The 16,070-nt window shown below is 69.0% G+C and carries 17 protein-coding genes and 1 pseudogene; 7 read left to right on the forward strand and 11 right to left on the reverse strand.

Annotated elements, in window-relative coordinates:
- Nucleotides 1-15: 15 nt before the first annotated feature.
- Nucleotides 16-441 (forward strand): annotated as a pseudogene (locus DD542_RS09115) (TRAP transporter large permease subunit); the annotation flags it as partial.
- Between the two features lie 26 nt (nt 442-467).
- On the opposite strand, the gene DD542_RS24285 reads toward DD542_RS09115, so the two are convergent.
- Nucleotides 468-893 (reverse strand): GNAT family N-acetyltransferase, encoded by a 426-nt coding sequence (locus DD542_RS24285; RefSeq protein WP_127807340.1) that lies wholly within the window; start codon nt 891-893, stop codon nt 468-470.
- A gap of 175 nt (nt 894-1,068) precedes the next feature.
- Between DD542_RS24285 and DD542_RS23560 the strand changes: the two genes are divergently transcribed.
- On the forward strand, nt 1,069-1,272 hold the full coding sequence (locus DD542_RS23560; protein ID WP_164868373.1) for a putative motility protein: 204 nt from the start codon (nt 1,069-1,071) through the stop codon (nt 1,270-1,272).
- A gap of 12 nt (nt 1,273-1,284) precedes the next feature.
- Here the strand turns inward: DD542_RS23560 and DD542_RS09130 are convergent, their stop codons facing one another.
- Together DD542_RS09130 and DD542_RS09135 are read right to left on the reverse strand one after the other, a co-directional pair.
- Nucleotides 1,285-2,778: an MFS transporter gene (locus DD542_RS09130; RefSeq protein ID WP_127805251.1), complete on the reverse strand. Its 1,494-nt coding sequence runs from the start codon at nt 2,776-2,778 to the stop codon at nt 1,285-1,287.
- The gene (locus tag DD542_RS09135; protein ID WP_066153115.1) at nt 2,775-3,116 is read right to left on the reverse strand and encodes a phosphotyrosine protein phosphatase; all 342 of its coding nucleotides are present in this window, start codon (nt 3,114-3,116) and stop codon (nt 2,775-2,777) included. Before DD542_RS09135 ends, DD542_RS09130 begins: the two co-directional genes overlap by 4 nt.
- A gap of 91 nt (nt 3,117-3,207) precedes the next feature.
- Between DD542_RS09135 and DD542_RS09140 the strand changes: the two genes are divergently transcribed.
- On the forward strand, nt 3,208-3,543 hold the full coding sequence (locus DD542_RS09140; RefSeq protein WP_127805253.1) for an EmrE family multidrug efflux SMR transporter: 336 nt from the start codon (nt 3,208-3,210) through the stop codon (nt 3,541-3,543).
- Nucleotides 3,544-3,568: 25 nt separating this feature from the next.
- Here DD542_RS09140 and DD542_RS09145 read toward each other — a convergent pair whose 3' ends face one another.
- From DD542_RS09145 to argH, 5 genes are all read right to left on the reverse strand, one after another.
- Entirely contained in the window at nt 3,569-4,771 is a 1,203-nt protein-coding gene (locus DD542_RS09145) for an ammonium transporter (RefSeq protein WP_127805255.1), read from the reverse strand.
- A gap of 128 nt (nt 4,772-4,899) precedes the next feature.
- Nucleotides 4,900-5,415 (reverse strand): DUF2867 domain-containing protein, encoded by a 516-nt coding sequence (locus tag DD542_RS09150; protein ID WP_127805257.1) that lies wholly within the window; start codon nt 5,413-5,415, stop codon nt 4,900-4,902.
- A 27-nt stretch (nt 5,416-5,442) separates the two neighbouring features.
- A complete protein-coding gene (locus DD542_RS09155; RefSeq protein WP_066153128.1) occupies nt 5,443-5,952 on the reverse strand; it encodes a hemerythrin domain-containing protein in 510 nt (169 codons plus the stop codon).
- A gap of 47 nt (nt 5,953-5,999) precedes the next feature.
- Nucleotides 6,000-7,139: an HDOD domain-containing protein gene (locus DD542_RS09160; protein WP_127805260.1), complete on the reverse strand. Its 1,140-nt coding sequence runs from the start codon at nt 7,137-7,139 to the stop codon at nt 6,000-6,002.
- Between the two features lie 105 nt (nt 7,140-7,244).
- Nucleotides 7,245-8,678: an argininosuccinate lyase gene (gene argH / locus DD542_RS09165; protein WP_127805262.1), complete on the reverse strand. Its 1,434-nt coding sequence runs from the start codon at nt 8,676-8,678 to the stop codon at nt 7,245-7,247.
- 159 nt (nt 8,679-8,837) lie between these two features.
- Between argH and DD542_RS09170 the strand changes: the two genes are divergently transcribed.
- Both DD542_RS09170 and DD542_RS09175 read left to right on the forward strand, forming a co-directional pair.
- The gene (locus DD542_RS09170) at nt 8,838-9,851 is read left to right on the forward strand and encodes a histidine kinase (RefSeq protein WP_241559784.1); all 1,014 of its coding nucleotides are present in this window, start codon (nt 8,838-8,840) and stop codon (nt 9,849-9,851) included.
- A 34-nt stretch (nt 9,852-9,885) separates the two neighbouring features.
- Nucleotides 9,886-10,623 carry a LytTR family DNA-binding domain-containing protein gene (locus DD542_RS09175; RefSeq protein WP_127805264.1) on the forward strand — a complete coding sequence of 246 codons (738 nt, stop codon included), beginning with the start codon at nt 9,886-9,888 and terminating at the stop codon, nt 10,621-10,623.
- Nucleotides 10,624-10,938: 315 nt separating this feature from the next.
- Here DD542_RS09175 and recJ read toward each other — a convergent pair whose 3' ends face one another.
- Together recJ and DD542_RS09185 are read right to left on the reverse strand one after the other, a co-directional pair.
- Nucleotides 10,939-12,675 carry a single-stranded-DNA-specific exonuclease RecJ gene (gene recJ / locus DD542_RS09180; protein ID WP_127805266.1) on the reverse strand — a complete coding sequence of 579 codons (1,737 nt, stop codon included), beginning with the start codon at nt 12,673-12,675 and terminating at the stop codon, nt 10,939-10,941.
- A complete protein-coding gene (locus DD542_RS09185) occupies nt 12,672-13,622 on the reverse strand; it encodes a phosphoglycerate mutase (RefSeq protein WP_127805268.1) in 951 nt (316 codons plus the stop codon). The genes recJ and DD542_RS09185 overlap by 4 nt, the downstream gene beginning before the upstream one ends.
- 70 nt (nt 13,623-13,692) lie before the next feature.
- Here DD542_RS09185 and DD542_RS09190 point away from each other — a divergent pair, with 70 nt between their 5' ends.
- Together DD542_RS09190 and lolD are read left to right on the forward strand one after the other, a co-directional pair.
- Nucleotides 13,693-14,949, forward strand: coding sequence for a lipoprotein-releasing ABC transporter permease subunit (locus DD542_RS09190; RefSeq protein WP_127805270.1), 1,257 nt, complete (start codon nt 13,693-13,695; stop codon nt 14,947-14,949).
- Nucleotides 14,942-15,616 carry a lipoprotein-releasing ABC transporter ATP-binding protein LolD gene (gene lolD / locus DD542_RS09195; RefSeq protein WP_127805272.1) on the forward strand — a complete coding sequence of 225 codons (675 nt, stop codon included), beginning with the start codon at nt 14,942-14,944 and terminating at the stop codon, nt 15,614-15,616. Before DD542_RS09190 ends, lolD begins: the two co-directional genes overlap by 8 nt.
- Here the strand turns inward: lolD and DD542_RS09200 are convergent.
- The gene (locus DD542_RS09200) at nt 15,594-16,034 is read right to left on the reverse strand and encodes an META domain-containing protein (RefSeq protein WP_164868375.1); all 441 of its coding nucleotides are present in this window, start codon (nt 16,032-16,034) and stop codon (nt 15,594-15,596) included. The two genes, lolD and DD542_RS09200, sit on opposite strands and share 23 nt — an antisense overlap.
- Nucleotides 16,035-16,070: the final 36 nt, after the last annotated feature.

Raw genomic sequence — 16,070 nt, forward strand, 5'->3', positions numbered from 1 at the left:
CCAGGAGACCTTCCCATGACCATTGCGATCTTCCTGAGCTCCCTCATCGCCGCCATGATGATCGGCGTGCCGATCTCGTTCTCGCTGCTGCTGTGCGGCGCCGCGCTGATGTGGCACCTGAACATGTTCGACGCGCAGATCCTGGCGCAGAACCTGATCGAAGGCGCCAACAGCTTCCCCCTGCTGGCCGTGCCCTTCTTCATGCTGGCCGGCGAGATCATGAACGCCGGGGGCCTGTCCAAGCGCATCGTGGCCTTCGCCATGGCGCTGGTGGGCCACGTGCGCGGTGGCCTGGGCTACGTGGCCATCATGGCCGCGGTCATCATGGCCTCGCTCTCGGGCTCGGCCGTGGCCGACGCCGCGGCGCTGGCCGCCCTGCTGCTGCCCATGATGCACACCGCCGGCCACGACAAGGCCCGTTCGGCCGGCCTGATGGCAGCGCGCACGCACCGCTGGCGTGCTGACCATCAACTCCTATCATGCGCAAGATGGGTTGGCCGGACGCATACGCCGCGCTCGCGGGCGAGGGTCAGCAACTCGGTGAGGATGGCCTGCGCGGCGCCCTGGCGCAGGTGGCGCGCACTGGTGCGCATGGACTTGAGTTCGCCGTGCCCGCCTTCGGTGGCGGTGGTGGGCGTCAGTTCCTTGAGGGCGCCCATGGCGAGCAGTTCGCCTTCGTCCCCCGGCTGGGCGTCCGCTGGCAGGCGCCAGGCGGTGAGGAAGGTGATCTCGGGCCGGCGAAGGCCGTTCAGGTCGAGCGCGAACACACATTCGGGCGGTGAAGCGGCGCGCATGCCGGCCAGGTGTTCGTCCAGCAGGCTGAGCACCTGCGGGTTCGTGAGTTCGCGGTCAACGCGGATGTGAAACCGGCGCGGCGGTGCCTCTGCTGTCATGTCGCTCCCTCCCCGGGCGGTGCGTGTGGTCTGGCCGGAATGGCTCTGCGGCCATTTTGTTCGTTTTGTTACCAGTGAGGCAAGCGGCGCACCGGGGCCAGCAGCGCCGCCAGTTCAAGCCGCCCGGCCCACCGGCCGATACAGGCTGAACAGCTTCAAAGGATTTCCCATGGACATGTCCGTTTCTCCCGCCCTGGTCGTGGACCGCGTGGCCCAGACGCGCCGTGGCGCGGCCGAGCAGCAGGTGCAGATCGCGGTGCTCAAGGAGGCCATGCAGACGCAGGAGTCGGCCGCGGCCGCGCTGCTCAATGGGGTGGCCGGCAACCTGCCGCTGGCGGGCAGCGGCCCGGTGGGCACGCAGGTCAACACAATGGTGTGACCCGCGGGGCGGCTACGGCCGCCGCAGCATCCGCGCGGCCAGCACACTGGCGAGCAGCACCAGCACGCTGCTGGCCAGCGCGGTGAACTGCAGCGCGTCGGTGAACGCAGCCTGCGCGGCGCTCACCAGCGTCTGGGCCATGTCCGGTGGCAGCCGGTTCGCGGCTTCCAGGGCGCCACCGAGCGTGCTTTGCGCCTGCGCCGGCACATCGGCCAACCCCGCGCCGCCCAGCTGGTGGCGGTAGATGAGCGTGCCCGCGCTGCCGAACAGCGCGATGCCCAGTGCACCACTGAACTCCGATGCCGTTTCGGCGATGGACGAGGCCGCGCCCGCGCGCTCGGGCGGTGCCGAGGTGATGATCTGTTCGGTGCCCACCGCGAACACCGGCGCCATGCCCAGGCTGACCACCACCATGCCGGCCACCAGCACCCACAGCGCCCACGGGCCGTCGGCCGCCACCATCAACCCCATGCCCACGGCGGCCGACGCGAGGCCCCACACCAGCACCGGGCCGGGCCCGTAGCGTGCGGCCATGCGCGGCGCCAGCACCATCGAGCCGAACACGAAGCCACCCGCCCAGGGCACGGTGGCCCAGCCGGCCTGCAGGGGCGTGAGCATCAGCACCATCTGCAGGTACTGCGCGATGAAGATGTAGACACCGAACATCGCGAGGCACGACAGCGCGTAGGCCACGATGGCGGTGCGGAAGGTGGGGATGGCGAACAGCCGCAGTTCCAGCAGCGGGTAGTCGATGACGCGCTGGCGCCGCACGAACACCCAGCCCACCGCCACGCCCGCGGCCAGCAGCGCCAGCCGCGCCGCGCTGGGGCCGGCTTCGGCCATGGCCTTGATGGCGTAGATGGTGGCTAGGACAGCCGTCAGCGAGAGCAGCACGCTCGGCGCGTCGATGCGGCCGGCATTCTCGTCGCGGTATTCGGGCAAGAGGCGCGGCCCCAGCACCAGCAGCAACACCATCACCGGCACCGCGGGCAGGAACACCGAGCCCCACCAGAAGTGCTCCAGCAGCCAGCCGCCCACCAGCGGGCCGATGGCGCTGCCGACTGAGAACGCGGTGATCCACACGCCGATGGCGAACTGGCGCTGCGTCTCGTCGTGGAACATGTTGCGGATCAGCGAGAGCGTGGACGGCGCCAGCGTCGCGCCGGCAATGCCCAGCAGCGCGCGCAGCACGATCAGCTCGGCCGGCGTGCGCGCGAACGCCGCCAGCACCGAGGCCAAGGCAAAGAAGGCCGCGCCGGTCAGCAGCAGACGGCGGCGCCCGATGCGGTCGCCCAGCGTGCCCATGGTGATGAGGAAGCCGGCCACGAGAAAGCCGTAGATGTCGATGATCCACAGCAGCTGCGAGGCGCTGGGCGCCAGCGCCCGGCTGAGCGCCGGCACCGCGAGGTTGAGCACCGTCAGGTCCATGGCATAGACCAGACAGGGCAGGGCGATGACGGCCAGCCCCCACCATTCGCGGGGGGTGGCTTTGGCGGGATGGGTCATTCGATGTTCAGAAGGCTGCCGACCGACTGCTCCAGCAGCTCGACCAGCTCGGGGTCCATGTACTTGTACTCGTCGGGGATGTCGAGCACGTGAACTGGCTTGTCAGCCAGAAGGTCACCGAACTCCGCGACGAGCCGCGACTTGTGTTTCTGTTCCATCACGATCACCACGTCGGCCCAGTCGATGTCGGTGTCCGAGACCGTGTGGCGCGCACTGGGGCTGGTGCCACCCGAGCGCACGTTGAGCAGCGGATGCCGCCGCCAGACCTGCTCGGCTGTGGGGCTGCGCCACTGGTTGCGGCTGCAGACGAAGAGGACGTTGAGTCGATCCCTGGGCATCCGTGCACTGTAGGACAAGCGCCGGGCGGACCCTGCGGTCAGGGTCATGGTGGTCCGGGCTGCGGGGTTCCGGTTGGGGAAAATTCCCTCCATGAAAGCCGCCTACCTCTACCTTGGCGCGGCCATCTTGGCCGAGGTGATCGCCACCTCCCTGCTCAAGACCTCCCAAGGCTTCACCCGCCTGTGGCCCAGCGTGGCCACGGTGATCGGCTACGCCATCTCGTTCTACTGTCTGGCGCAGACGCTGGGCAGCGTGCCGACCGGCGTGGCCTACGCGATCTGGTCCGGCGTGGGCATCGTGCTGATCTCGTTGATTGCCTGGTGGGTGTTCGGCCAGTCGCTGGATGCGCCCGCGCTGATCGGCATGGGCCTGATCGTTGCCGGCGTCGTGGTGATCAACCTGTTCTCGAAGTCGGTGGCGCACTGATGAGCGCCACCGCCCCGGCCCGCGCTCACCAGCTGACTTCGCGGTCTGGCGTGGCGCTGATCTTGTGGATGCTCAGATCTGCGCCGTCGTATTCCTCTTCCTGGTCCAGCCGCAGGCCCAGCGTGAGCTTGAGCAGCCCGTAGACCACCGTCCCGCCCAGCAACGCCCAGGTCACGCCCATGGCGGTTCCCAGCAGTTGCGCACCGAAGCTGACGCCACCCAGGCCGCCGAGCGCCTGTTGGCCGAAGATGCCGGCAGCAATACCGCCCCAGGTGCCGCACAGGCCGTGCAGCGGCCAGACGCCCAGCACGTCGTCGATCTTCCAGCGGTTCTGCGTGGCGGTGAACATCACCACGAACAGCAGGCCGGCCACCGCACCCACCACCAGCGCGCCCAGCGGATGTATCAGGTCGGAGCCCGCGCACACGGCCACCAGACCGGCCAGTGGGCCGTTGTGCACGAAGCCGGGGTCGTTCTTGCCGGCGATCAGCGCGGCCAGCGTGCCGCCGACCATGGCCATCAGCGAGTTGACCGCGACCAGGCCCGAGATCTTGTCCAGCGTCTGCGCGCTCATCACGTTGAAGCCGAACCAGCCCACGCAGAGGATCCAGGCGCCCAGTGCCAGGAAGGGGATGTTCGAGGGCGGGTGGGCCGAGATGCCGCCGTCCTTGCGGTAGCGGTTGGCGCGGGCGCCCAGGAAGATGACCGCGGGCAGCGCGATCCACCCGCCGACCGCGTGCACCACGATGGAGCCGGCGAAGTCGTGGAAGGTGGCGCCGGTGGTGGCCTCGATCCAGGCCTGCACGCCGAAGTGGCCATTCCAGGCGATGCCCTCGAAGAACGGATAGAAAAATCCGACGATGACGGCCGTTGCGATCAGTTGTGGCCAGAACTTGGCGCGTTCGGCAATGCCGCCCGAGATGATGGCGGGGATGGCGGCGGCAAAGGTCAGCAGGAAGAAGAACTTGACCAGGTCGTAGCCGTTCTTCTGGGCCAGCGTTTCGGCGCCGATGAAGAAGTGCGTGCCGTAGGCGACGCCATAGCCGACGACGAAGTAGGCGATGGTCGAGACCGAGAAGTCGACCAGGATCTTGACCAGGGCGTTGACTTGGTTCTTCTTGCGAACCGTGCCGAGCTCCAGAAAGGCGAAACCGGCGTGCATGGCCAGAACCATGATCCCGCCGAGCAGGATGAACAGGGCATCGGCGCCCTGTTTGAGTGCGTCCATGAGGAATCTCCGTGCAGAAAGCTTGTTTTGGTGCGTGATTGGCGCCAAAACAGGGTCTGCATGGCGAATCGCACCATGTCAAAGCAAAAAACGCACCAATGGAGAGGGGTTTCTGCGAAGGTGGTGCGTCATGCACCGATCGAGCGCAGCACCGACGGCGCGATCAGCTTGTGCATGGGCCTGACCGGCAGCATGTAGAGCCGTCCGAGCCGGTTCTTGGTGTGGACCACGGTGGTGACCGTCACACGCACGGGCTGTCCGGCTGGGCGGGCGCAATGCACCGAGACCACCACGTCCAGGTGCTTGTCGCGGTCACCCAGCAGCACCTCGTCGGGCGTGTTCTCGAACAGGGTGAAGATGCCCACGCGCTCGCCAGGCCGGTAGTCGGCGTCGGGGCGGGCGGGGTGGATGCCGGAGAGTTCGCCCAGGTTCTTCAGGCCCACCAGTTGCACCGCGCGGTTGCGCAGCGTCATGCAGGCATCGACCCAGCGCGGCGTCGCCCGGGCCGATTTCAGGAACTGGCCGAGGGCGCTGAGCGAGGGGTCGGCGGCGTCGATGGCCCAGGCATCGTGGAAGTCGGCGCCCTCCAGGCGCAGGGCGATGCGGCTGCCCGCGGGCGGGGCGACGGCGGTGGGTGTGTTCATCCACCCACTGTAGCCGCCCGGTGGCGGTCAGGAGCAGCTGACGCTGCCGCAGCCGCTCATGGTGGCGGGGCGCACCCGGCTCGGGTCGGCCAGGGTTTCGGTGCGGGAGTCGAAGCCCACGTCCTTCATGTGCAGCGCCAGGCCGGCGTCCATGGTAGCGGCGTGCTGCGGGAACCACTCGACCAGCGCCTCGGCCAGGCGTGTGATGATTTCCTTGTCGTCTTTTTCGTAGTGCTCCACCACGGCGTGCAGCGTTTCCATGATGGTGGCGTGGTGGCCGGCGTGGCAGTTGTCGGGCGCGAAGCCGGTGGCCACCATCCAGCGCTCTTCCTGGGCGAAGTGCTCCTTGGTGTGCTCGATGAACTCGAGGTAGAGCGGCAGTTGCTGGTCTTGCGGGGTGGCCAGCAGCCGGTTGAGCATCTCCACGAACTCTTCATGGGTGTCGTCCATGCGGCCGTCGCCGGTCTGCAGCTGCGGGGTCCAGTCCAGCCCGGTGGTGGCCTGGGCGGGGGCTTCGGGGGTGGTGGTCGCTTCCATGGGGTGCCACTGTAGCTGCAAACCGCTGCCCGGGCGCTTGACCGGGGTCAAGCCTCGGCGGTGGCGCGGCCCATCATCTGGTCCAGCGCGGCCTGCAGTTCGGGCGCGGCCAGCGCCTGATCGAGCCGGGCCAGGGCGGGGTGGGCCAGGCTGGCGCGCAGGTGGTGGGTGTCGGCGGCAATGTCCAGCGCCGGGTCGTAGCCTTCGAGGCTGTCGAGCTCTCCCAGCGCAAAGTGCTCGCCCAGTCGGGCGCAGAGATAGCCCAGCGCAAACCGCGGTGCCCGGGCGCGGTCGGTGACCATGAAAGGCGTCGCCAGCTGGCGGCCGACGCCGCAGACCTCGTCGATCAGGCTCTCGGGCAGCTCCCAGGACTTCATCAGCAGGCTGCCGATTTCGCTGGCGTTCAGGCCCAGCAGTTCCTGCTCGGTGTGGGCGCGCTGCAACCGGTTCTGGTGGTGCCACGGCTCCAGGCGCGAGGCGGGAATCAGGGATGCGGCCGCCAGTTGCCCCACGAAGCTGAGCACGACCTGGGTGGAGAGGTTGCCCACATCGGGCAGGTTGAGCGCCTTGCCCAGCCGCACGCAGAGTTCGCTGGCGATGGCGCTGGCCTGCCAGATGGCGTCGAAGCAGCGCTGCGCCTCGGCCAGCTTGGGCTTGAAGGCCTCGGCCAGCATGTACTGCAGGCAGATGCTGCGCACGGTGTTCATGCCCAGGAAGGTCACCGCATGGCCGATGTTGGTCACGGGCGTTCGCAGCCCATACATCGGCGAGTTCACCGTTGAAAGCACCTTGGCGGCGATCAGCGGCTCGCCCATCACCAGTTCGCTGAGCTCGGCCGAACCGGCCTTGGCCACGAAATCCGGCGACAGCAGCTTCTGCATCGAACGCGGGGGGCGCGGGATGCCGCGGAAGGCAGCCAGCAGGGCGTCGCGGCGTGCGGGGTCGATGTCCTGTTCCCGCAGCCAGCGGAATCCAGCGAGTTCCGCCGGCATGGCTTCGGCCGGCGGCAGGGTGGTTTCACGGGCGGCGGGCGAGGGTGCCGGGGCGGCGGCGCGCAGCGCGGGGGCATTGCTGTGCTGTGCAGCGATGGGTCGTGCGGGCGCCGCTTTCACCGGTGGGCGGCGGAAGAACCACCAGGCCAGGGCCAGCGCCAGCACACCGGCCATCCAGTACATGAGCAGGGACAAGACAACCTCCGTTCAGGGATGAGCGTCCGTGGGCCACGGACTTGTTCACCCCCTCAGATCGGCATCTGTGCGCCAGTCTTGAGGAAACTGGCCGGCTGACCGCTGTCAGGCGAGGCGGGTGTGGTGGCGCGCGATCTGCGCCTTGACTTGGGCCGGCGCGGTGCCGCCCAGGGTGTTGCGGGCGTTCAGGCTGCCGCGCAGGCTCAGGCATTCGTAGACGTCTTTCTCGATTGACGCATTGAAGCCCTGCAGCACCGCCAGCGGCAGTTCGGACAGATCGCAGTTGTGGCTGGTGGCGGCCTTGACGGCGTGGGCCACGGTTTCGTGCGCATCTCGGAAGGGCAGGCCCTTCTTGACCAGGTAGTCGGCCAGGTCGGTCGCGGTGGCATAGCCCTTGTTGGCGGCGGCCTCCATGGCGGCGGCGTTGACGGTGATGCCGCCTTCTTTCTGCCCCGTGGCCGGGTTCAGCTGACCACCCACCATCTCGCAGAAGATGCGCAGCGTGTCCTTGAGCGTGTCGACCGTGTCGAACAGCGGTTCTTTGTCTTCCTGGTTGTCCTTGTTGTAGGCCAGGGGCTGACCCTTCATCAGGGTGATCAGGCCCATCAGGTGACCGACCACGCGGCCGGTCTTGCCGCGCGCGAGCTCTGGCACGTCGGGGTTCTTCTTCTGCGGCATGATGGACGAGCCAGTGGTGAAGCGGTCGGCGATCTTCACGAAGCCGAAGTTCTGGCTCATCCAGAGGATCAGCTCTTCCGAGAAGCGGCTGATGTGCACCATGCACAGGCTGGCCGCCGCAGTGAATTCAATCGCAAAGTCGCGGTCGCTCACGCCGTCCAGGCTGTTCTGGCAGACGCCCTCCATGCCCAGCGTCTTCGCGACGCGCTCGCGGTCGAGCGGGTAGGTGGTGCCGGCCAGCGCGGCGCTGCCCAGCGGCAGGCGGTTGGTGCGGCGGCGCACGTCGGCCATGCGCTCGGCATCGCGGCTGAACATCTCCACATAGGCCAGCAGGTGGTGCGCAAAGCTCACCGGCTGGGCCACCTGCAGATGGGTGAAGCCCGGCAGGATCACCTCGACGTTCTTCTCCGCCACATCCACCAGCGCGACCTGAAGTTCTTTCAGCAGATCCGAAATCAGGTCGATCTCGTCGCGAAGCCACAGGCGCACGTCGGTGGCCACCTGGTCGTTGCGGCTGCGGCCGGTGTGCAGGCGCTTGCCGGCGTCGCCCACCAGTTGCGTCAGGCGCGCCTCGATGTTCAGGTGCACGTCTTCCAGGTCCAGCTTCCACTCGAAGCTGCCGGCCTCGATTTCCGAGCGGATCTGCGCCATTCCGCGCTGGATGTCGGCCAGGTCGCTGGCACCGATGATGTTCTGTGCGGCCAGCATCTCGGCGTGGGCCAGACTGCCGGTGATGTCGGCCAGCCAGAGGCGCTTGTCGAAGAACACGCTGGCGGTGTAGCGCTTGACCAGCTCGCTCATGGGCTCCGAGAATAGGGCGGACCAGGCTTCGGATTTCTTGTCGAGTTGGTTGGTGGACATGGTGGTGCCAGCGGCGAGAGAAAGGATCGGAGGGCGGCGCGTGCGCCTGGAGGAATGGTCCCGGGCGCTGTGGACCATGCGGTCTGACGGCGACAACCTATAGTGCGAGCCATGCGGGACTCCCGAATTTTATCGAGCTTCCAGGACCTGTCGTCGACCATGGGCGCGCTGCCGCTGTCGCAGATGCCCGAGCACCGGCGCGACGTCGAACTGGTGTACGACACCTGTCAACTGGGCGTGGTGCTGCGCGTGGTGCTGTTCGTACAGGCGATCGCCTGGGTGGCGGCGCTGTATGGCGCGCAGAGTGTGGTGGGCTGGCTGGAGACGCTGGCGGTGCTGACCGCGGCCACGCTGCCCTCGGTGCTGATCTGGCTGCTGGTGACCTGCGGCCTCAAGCGGCAACTGGCGCGCCTGCCCATGCCGGCCCAGTGGGCGGCGGGCATCGGCCTGGGCGCGGTGTCGGCGATCTATGGTTGCGGCATGCTGGTCTGGGCCGGTCTGGTGTCTCCGGCCCCTTGGTTGGCCAGCGCCGCCAGTGGCGCGCTGGTCGCGACCGTGGTCGTGGCGGGCCTGGTCTGGCGCCTGCGGGCCAAGGCCCCGGCCGGCACCACGGCGCGCCTGGCCGAGCTGCAGGCGCGCATCCGCCCGCACTTTCTCTTCAACACGCTCAACAGCGCGATCGCGCTGGTGCGCGCCGAACCCGCCAAGGCCGAGGCCCTGCTGGAAGACCTGAGCGAGCTGTTCCGCCACGCCCTGGCAGATTCGCAGGAGGCGGTGCCGCTGGCGCAGGAGCTGGCGCTGGCCGAGCACTACCTGGCGATCGAGCAGGTGCGCTTTGGCGAGCGCCTGCGGCTGGAATGGAACCTGGACCCGAAAGCGGCCGGCGCGAAGCTGCCACCACTGATCCTGCAGCCGCTGGTCGAGAATGCGGTCAAGCACGGCGTCGAACCCAGCCCGACCGGGGCCACCGTGCGCATCACCACCAAGCGCCGCGGTGGCATGGTGGTCATCAAGGTGACGAACACCGTGCCCGCCGGCAGCGGCCCGCCGGGGCACGGGCTGGCGCAGGACAATGTGCGCCAGCGGCTCGCGCTGCTGCACGATGTCGAGGGCCGGTTCCAGTCGGCGCTGGTGAATGGCGTGTACCAGGTTCGACTCGAAATACCGATATAAGACAGTCTGGACGCAGGGATCAACGGAGCGTGACATGGCACTCAAGGTACTGATCGTGGACGACGAAGCGCTGGCGCGGTCGCGGCTGCGCACGCTGCTGGGCGACTGCACCGATCCGCGCGCCGAGGTGGTCGGCGAGGCTGGCAACGCGGTGCAGGCGATGGACCAGATCCAGCGCGCGCCCTGCGACCTGCTGCTGCTGGACATTCACATGCCGGGCGTGGACGGCATGGCACTGGCGGAGAACCTGCGCTCGATGGCCGCCCCGCCCCGGGTGGTGTTCGTGACCGCGCACGCCGAACACGCGGTGCATGCCTTCGAGCTGGAGGCGGTCGACTACCTGACCAAGCCGGTGCGCCTGGAACGCCTGCAGCAGGCCCTGCAGAAGGTGCAGCGGCTGATGACGGCGGAGCCGTCGGAGGTGGGCGGGGGAACCGAGAGCCTGCTGATCCAGGAGCGGGGCCGCAGCGAGCGGGTGGCGCTGTCGGAGGTGATCTACCTGAAGGCCGAGCTGAAGTACATCACCGTGCGCACGGCTGAGAAGGAGCACATCTACGACGGCGCGCTGAGCGATCTGGAGCAGAAGTACGCCCACCTGTTCGTGCGCGTGCACCGCAACGCGCTGGTGGCGCGGCGCTGTGTGCGGGCGGTGGAGAAGCACAACGATCCGGTCGAGGGCGAGGGCTGGACCGTGCGCCTCGATGGCTGCGACGAGCGCCTGGCGGTGTCGCGCCGTCAGCTGGCGGCGGTGCGGGAGTCGCTGGTCGGCTGACTTTCCGTTCGCCGCTTTGTTGGCGTTGACGGAGCTCCGGTCTGCGGCGACTCGGGTGACCGGCTCCGCTCATGTCCCCCGGATCGGGCCGTGCCCGATCCTCCTCCTTTACTTCGCTGCGCCGGTCACCCCAGCCACCGCTGACCTCCTGGCGGGAGCCAGTCGGGGAGCGCAGACCATGTCACGGGCTGGGGAGGGTGGCCGGTGCTGTGCAGCGAAGTAAAGGAGGAGACGGCCGAAGGCCGTCGGGGGACATGAGCGGAACAGTGCCGGCCGCCCTCCCCAGCAACGCCCAAGTGCCGGCGTGAAAGGACCTCAGACCTCCGCCGCCTCGATCAAAAACCGGACCCGCCGCTGCCCCTGCCACTCGTCCGCATCCAGCCGGAACGCAATCTTCACCGTCGACGGCAGCGGTTCCGTGTGACCGAACCAGATCCCGTCGACCTGGTCGCCCTGGTGCTTGAGCTTCACCGACAGGTGCTTCTCGCCCACCAGCCGCTGGCTCACCACCTGCACCTCCTCGCAGAACACCGGCGGGGCAAAACCCTGGCCCCAGACCTCGGCGTGCAGCGTGTCCACCAGGTCCGGACGCCGGTACTGCCTGTCGAGCACGCCATCGGCTTCCAGCCGGCGCTGCAGCGTGGCCGCGTCCAGCCACTCGTGGGCCACCTGTGCAAAGGCTTGCTCGAAGGTGTCGATGTGTTCTTCGTCAATCGTGCAGCCGGCGGCCATGGCGTGGCCGCCGAAACGCAGCAGCACACCAGGGTGGCGCTTGGCCACCAGGTCGAGCGCATCGCGCAGGTGGAAGCCCGGAATCGAGCGGCCCGAGCCCTTGAGCTCGTGCTCCTTGCCCTCGGCGCCGCTGGCCGCGAACACAAAAGTCGGGCGGTGCAGCTTGTCCTTCAGGCGCGAGGCCACGATGCCGACCACGCCCTCGTGGAAGTCGGGATCGAACACGGTGATGGCCGGTGGCGGCTCCTCGCTCTCGTCGAACAGCTCCTCCACGATCATCAGCGCCTGCTCGCGCATCTCGCCTTCAATCGTCTTGCGCTCGCGGTTGATGCCGTCCAGCGTGCGCGCCAGTTCGTCGGCGCGACCGGGGTCGTCGGTCAGCAGGCATTCGATGCCCAGCGTCATGTCGGCCAGGCGGCCGGCGGCGTTCAGGCGCGGGCCCAGCGCAAAGCCGAAGTCGAAGGCGCTGGCCTTGGCCGGTTGGCGCGCGGCCACGGCGAACAGCGCGGCCATGCCCGGCGGCATGGCGCTGGCGCGCACACGCTTGAGGCCCTGGGCGACGAGGCGGCGGTTGTTCGCGTCGAGTTTGACCACATCGGCCACGGTGCCGAGAGCGACAAGGGGCAGCAGCGTGTCGATCTTGGGCTGCGTTTTTGCGTCGAACACACCGCGTTCGCGCAGCTCGGCGCGCAGCGCCAGCAGCACATAGAACATCACGCCCACACCCGCAATGCTCTTGCTCTCGAAGCCGCAGCCCGGCTGGTTGGGGTTGACGATGGTGCAGTCGGTCGGCAGCGTCACGGCACCGTCGATGACGGCGGGCAGGTGGTGGTCGGTCACCAGCACGTTCAGGCCCGCCTCGCGCGCGGCGCGCACGCCGGCCACGCTGGCGATGCCGTTGTCCACCGTCACCAGCCAGTCGGCCCCGCGCTGCTTGACGCGCTGCGCAATCGACGGCGTGAGGCCGTAGCCGTCGGTCACGCGGTCGGGCACCAGGTACTCGACCTTGTCCCAGCCCATGGGGGCGCCCAGCAGTTTCAACCCGCGCACGCCGACGGCGCAGGCGGTGGCGCCGTCGCAGTCGTAGTCGGCCACGATGCACAGGCGCTGGCCAGCGGCCATGGCGTCGGCCAGCTGCTTCGCGGCGGTGGTGGCGTTCAGCATCTGCGTGGGCGGGATCAGCAGGGACAACGCGTCGTCCAGCTGTTCCTTGGCGGTGATGCCTCGGGCGGCGAACAGGCGGGCCAGCAGCGGGTGCAGGCCGGCCTGCTCCAGCGCCCAGGCGGCGCGCGGTGGCACGTCGCGGGTGATGATCTTCATAGGTCTTTCAGGGTGTCGCTGACCGGCGTGGTGCCGAACAGATGCTTGATCGAACGGCCGAGGCGCGCGAACGCGCCCGCCGGGGCGGTGGTCCAGGTGCGGGCGTGGCGTTCGCCGCAGAGGGTGAGGGTGACGGGCTCGCCGCGCTGGGCGGCCGCCAGCAGCGCGGCGATCTCGCCCGCGTCCAGCGCCTGCCAGGCCTGCTGCCAGCCGGCCCAGTCGCCGCGCAGCGCGGCCTGGCGCAGGGTATCGGGCATGTCCGGCGCCTCGGCCAGCGCCGGGGGCGCGGCCAGCGCGCCCGCGCCATGCACCCAGAAACCGTTGACCGGCAGCAGGCCGCGTGCGGTGCGGGTGTCGTGCGCCGTGTGGGTATAGAACAGCATCTGTGCCTCGCTCTGCAGGCGCTTGAGCAGGCGCGCACCCGCCGGGTTGGCAGGGCTCTCGGCCAGCCAGGCGTCCACCATGCGCCCGCTCACCCGGTCCAGGCTGGCGCAGGCGATGCCACGCAGCGGCTCGCCGCTGGCGTGCCACTCGGTGGCGCTCTCCCGCCGCAGCGTGAGGCCGTCTTCGGCGCACAGCGGCTCGAAGGCCTCGAACAGGGCGTGCGAGTCGGCGTCGTCCAGCACCAGTTGTGCGCCGGGCAGCAGGGTCACCTGTTCCATGCCGACCTGGTAGTGGCAGAGGCTGAACCAGGCCTGGGGCACGGTGGGCGCTTCGCTCTGCGCAGCGGCCCAGGGAATCTGACCGTCGGCCACCGGCAGGCCCAGCGCGCGGGCCAGGGCCCGCTCGTGCGGCGGGGTGAGCTGGTGGTCGTCGCCCCGGTCGGCGGGCTGCTCGGCCAGGCGGGCCAGCAGGGCCTGCAGGTTGGGGAGTTTCAGGCCGGGGAGCAGCGCCTGGCATTCGGGGGCGCTGGCGGCGGCAAAGGGGGTCAGCAGGTGGTGGGACACGGAGGGACAAGCCGGACGGGGGAACAGCCGGGATTGTCGGGGATGCCACAATCGCCGCTGGATTTCATCGATGCAAACCCCTTACGAACTCATCCTTGGCTGGCGCTACACGCGCGCCGGCCGCGCCACCCGGCGCAACGGCTTCATCTCCTTCATCTCGGGCGTCTCCATGCTGGGCATCGCGCTGGGTGTGGCGGCGCTCATTGTGGTGCTGTCGGTGATGAACGGCTTCCAGAAAGAGGTGCGCGACCGCATGCTGGGCGTGCTCTCGCACATCGAGCTGTACGACGCCAGCGGCCAGGCCATTCCCGACCTCAATGCGGTGCTGACCACCGTGCGCCAGCACCCCGAGGTGGTCGGTGCGGCGCCCTACGTGGGCGCGCAGGCGCTGCTGGCGCGCGGCGAGGACATGAAGGGCGCCATCGTGCGCGGCATCGACCCGGCGCAGGAGCCGCAGGTGGCCGACCTGGCCAAGGACCTGTCGCAGACGGCGCTGCCGCGGCTGGTGCCGGGCGAGTTCGGCGTGATCCTGGGTGGCGAGCTGGCGCGCAGCCTGGGCGTGGGCATGGGCGACACGGTCACGCTGATCGCGCCCAGCGGACAGGTCACACCGGCCGGCGTGGTGCCGCGGGTGCGCCAGATGAACGTGGTCGGCACCTTCGACTCCGGCCACTACGAGTACGACTCGGCGCTGGCGCTGCTGCACGTCGAGGACGCCGCACGCATCTTCCGCGTCGAAGGTCCGACCGGCGTGCGCATCAAGATCCGCGACCTGCACCAGGCGCGCGAGGTGGCGATTTCCCTGGCCGGCCAGTTGCCCGAGGGCATGCTGGTGAAGGACTGGACGCGCCAGAACCGCACCTGGTTCGCGGCCGTGCAGCTGGAAAAACGCATGATGTTCATCATCCTCACGCTGATCGTCGCGGTGGCGGCGTTCAACCTGGTGTCGACGCTGGTGATGACGGTGACCGACAAGCGCGCCGACATCGCCATCCTGCGCACCCTGGGCGCGAGCCCGAAAAGCATCATGGGCGTGTTCATGGTGCAGGGCGCCATGGTGGGCGTGATCGGCACCGGCCTGGGTCTGCTGCTGGGGCTGGGCATCGCCTTCAACATCGACACCATCGTGCCGGCGCTCGAGCGCGCGCTGGGCGCCAGCTTCCTGCCGCAGGACGTCTATCTCATCAGCCGCATGCCCAGCGACCCGCAGCGCGCCGACATCCTGCCGATCGCGGTGATCTCGCTGATCCTCTCGTTTGTGGCCACGATCTACCCGAGCTGGCGCGCCAGCCGCGTGAACCCCGCCGAAGCGCTTCGATATGAATGATGTTGTTCTCCAGGCGCAAGGCCTGACCAAGCGCTTCACCGAAGGCCGGCTGGACGTGACCGTGCTGCAGGGCGTGGACCTCACGGTGCGCGCGGGCGAGACCGTGGCCATCGTCGGTGCCTCGGGCTCGGGCAAGAGCACGCTGCTGCACTTGCTGGGCGGGCTGGACGCACCCACCGCCGGCAGCGTCACGCTGATGAGGCAGCCGCTCGCCGGCCTGAGCGCGGCGCAACAGGGCGAGTTGCGCAACCGCCACCTGGGCTTCGTCTACCAGTTCCACCACCTGCTGCCCGAGTTCAGCGCGCGCGACAACGTCGCCATGCCGCTGTGGATCCGCCGCATGCCGCGCGCCGAGGCGGGCGCCCAGGCGGCCCAGGTGCTGGCCAAGGTCGGGTTGTCCGAACGGCTGCTGCACCGGCCGGCCGAGCTCTCGGGCGGCGAGCGCCAGCGCGTGGCGATTGCGCGCGCGCTGGTGACAAAGCCGGCCTGCGTGCTGGCCGACGAACCCACCGGCAACCTGGACCGCAGCACGGCCGATGGCGTGTTCGAACTGATGATGCAGCTGGCCCGCGACCAGGGCACGGCCTTCATCGTCGTCACCCACGACGATGCCCTGGCCGCACGCTGCGGCCGGGTGCTGCGGCTCACTTCCGGGGTGCTGTCCTGACGAAGCGCAGCGGCTGGTCCATGCCCTGCGCGTGGATCAGCAGCGTGTCGCCCTGCACCTCGTAGCGCTGGGCCTTTTGCAGCGCGCCCAGGTAGCGCGACTCCTGCTCGCTGGCCCCACCGATGCAGGCCATCTTGGTGGACATCAGCGGACCGAACTTCAGGCGATCCCGGTCGATCTCTACCGCGCCGGAAAATCGGTTGCAGGAGCCGTGGCCCACTGCCTGCCCCGGCTGTGGGAAAACCAGCGTGGCCGCCGGCTGCGGCAGCGCGACCTGACCGGCGATGGACTGCAGCCGCCACTCGCTGCCCCAGAGCGGTTCGGGCGCCGACGGGGGCGCAGGGGCGGCGCAGGCCCCCAGCGTGCCGGCGATGGCCAGGGTCGCGATGGAAAACAAACGGGTGGTGCGCAGTGACATGGGAATTCCTCCGTGGAGCCTAGCGGCCCCGGGGGT

Source organism: Hydrogenophaga sp. NH-16 (assembly GCF_004006415.1).
Taxonomy (GTDB): domain Bacteria; phylum Pseudomonadota; class Gammaproteobacteria; order Burkholderiales; family Burkholderiaceae_C; genus Hydrogenophaga; species Hydrogenophaga pseudoflava.

Coding starts and splice junctions, on each gene's coding strand:
- DD542_RS24285 (WP_127807340.1), bottom strand. CDS start 893: ATGACAGCAGAGGCACCGCCGCGCCGGTTTCACATCCGCGTTGACCGC.
- DD542_RS23560 (WP_164868373.1), top strand. CDS start 1,069: ATGTCCGTTTCTCCCGCCCTGGTCGTGGACCGCGTGGCCCAGACGCGC.
- DD542_RS09130 (WP_127805251.1), bottom strand. CDS start 2,778: ATGACCCATCCCGCCAAAGCCACCCCCCGCGAATGGTGGGGGCTGGCC.
- DD542_RS09135 (WP_066153115.1), bottom strand. CDS start 3,116: ATGCCCAGGGATCGACTCAACGTCCTCTTCGTCTGCAGCCGCAACCAG.
- DD542_RS09140 (WP_127805253.1), top strand. CDS start 3,208: ATGAAAGCCGCCTACCTCTACCTTGGCGCGGCCATCTTGGCCGAGGTG.
- DD542_RS09145 (WP_127805255.1), bottom strand. CDS start 4,771: ATGGACGCACTCAAACAGGGCGCCGATGCCCTGTTCATCCTGCTCGGC.
- DD542_RS09150 (WP_127805257.1), bottom strand. CDS start 5,415: ATGAACACACCCACCGCCGTCGCCCCGCCCGCGGGCAGCCGCATCGCC.
- DD542_RS09155 (WP_066153128.1), bottom strand. CDS start 5,952: ATGGAAGCGACCACCACCCCCGAAGCCCCCGCCCAGGCCACCACCGGG.
- argH (WP_127805262.1), bottom strand. CDS start 8,678: ATGTCCACCAACCAACTCGACAAGAAATCCGAAGCCTGGTCCGCCCTA.
- DD542_RS09170 (WP_241559784.1), top strand. CDS start 8,838: ATGGGCGCGCTGCCGCTGTCGCAGATGCCCGAGCACCGGCGCGACGTC.
- DD542_RS09175 (WP_127805264.1), top strand. CDS start 9,886: ATGGCACTCAAGGTACTGATCGTGGACGACGAAGCGCTGGCGCGGTCG.
- recJ (WP_127805266.1), bottom strand. CDS start 12,675: ATGAAGATCATCACCCGCGACGTGCCACCGCGCGCCGCCTGGGCGCTG.
- DD542_RS09190 (WP_127805270.1), top strand. CDS start 13,693: ATGCAAACCCCTTACGAACTCATCCTTGGCTGGCGCTACACGCGCGCC.
- lolD (WP_127805272.1), top strand. CDS start 14,942: ATGAATGATGTTGTTCTCCAGGCGCAAGGCCTGACCAAGCGCTTCACC.
- DD542_RS09200 (WP_164868375.1), bottom strand. CDS start 16,034: ATGTCACTGCGCACCACCCGTTTGTTTTCCATCGCGACCCTGGCCATC.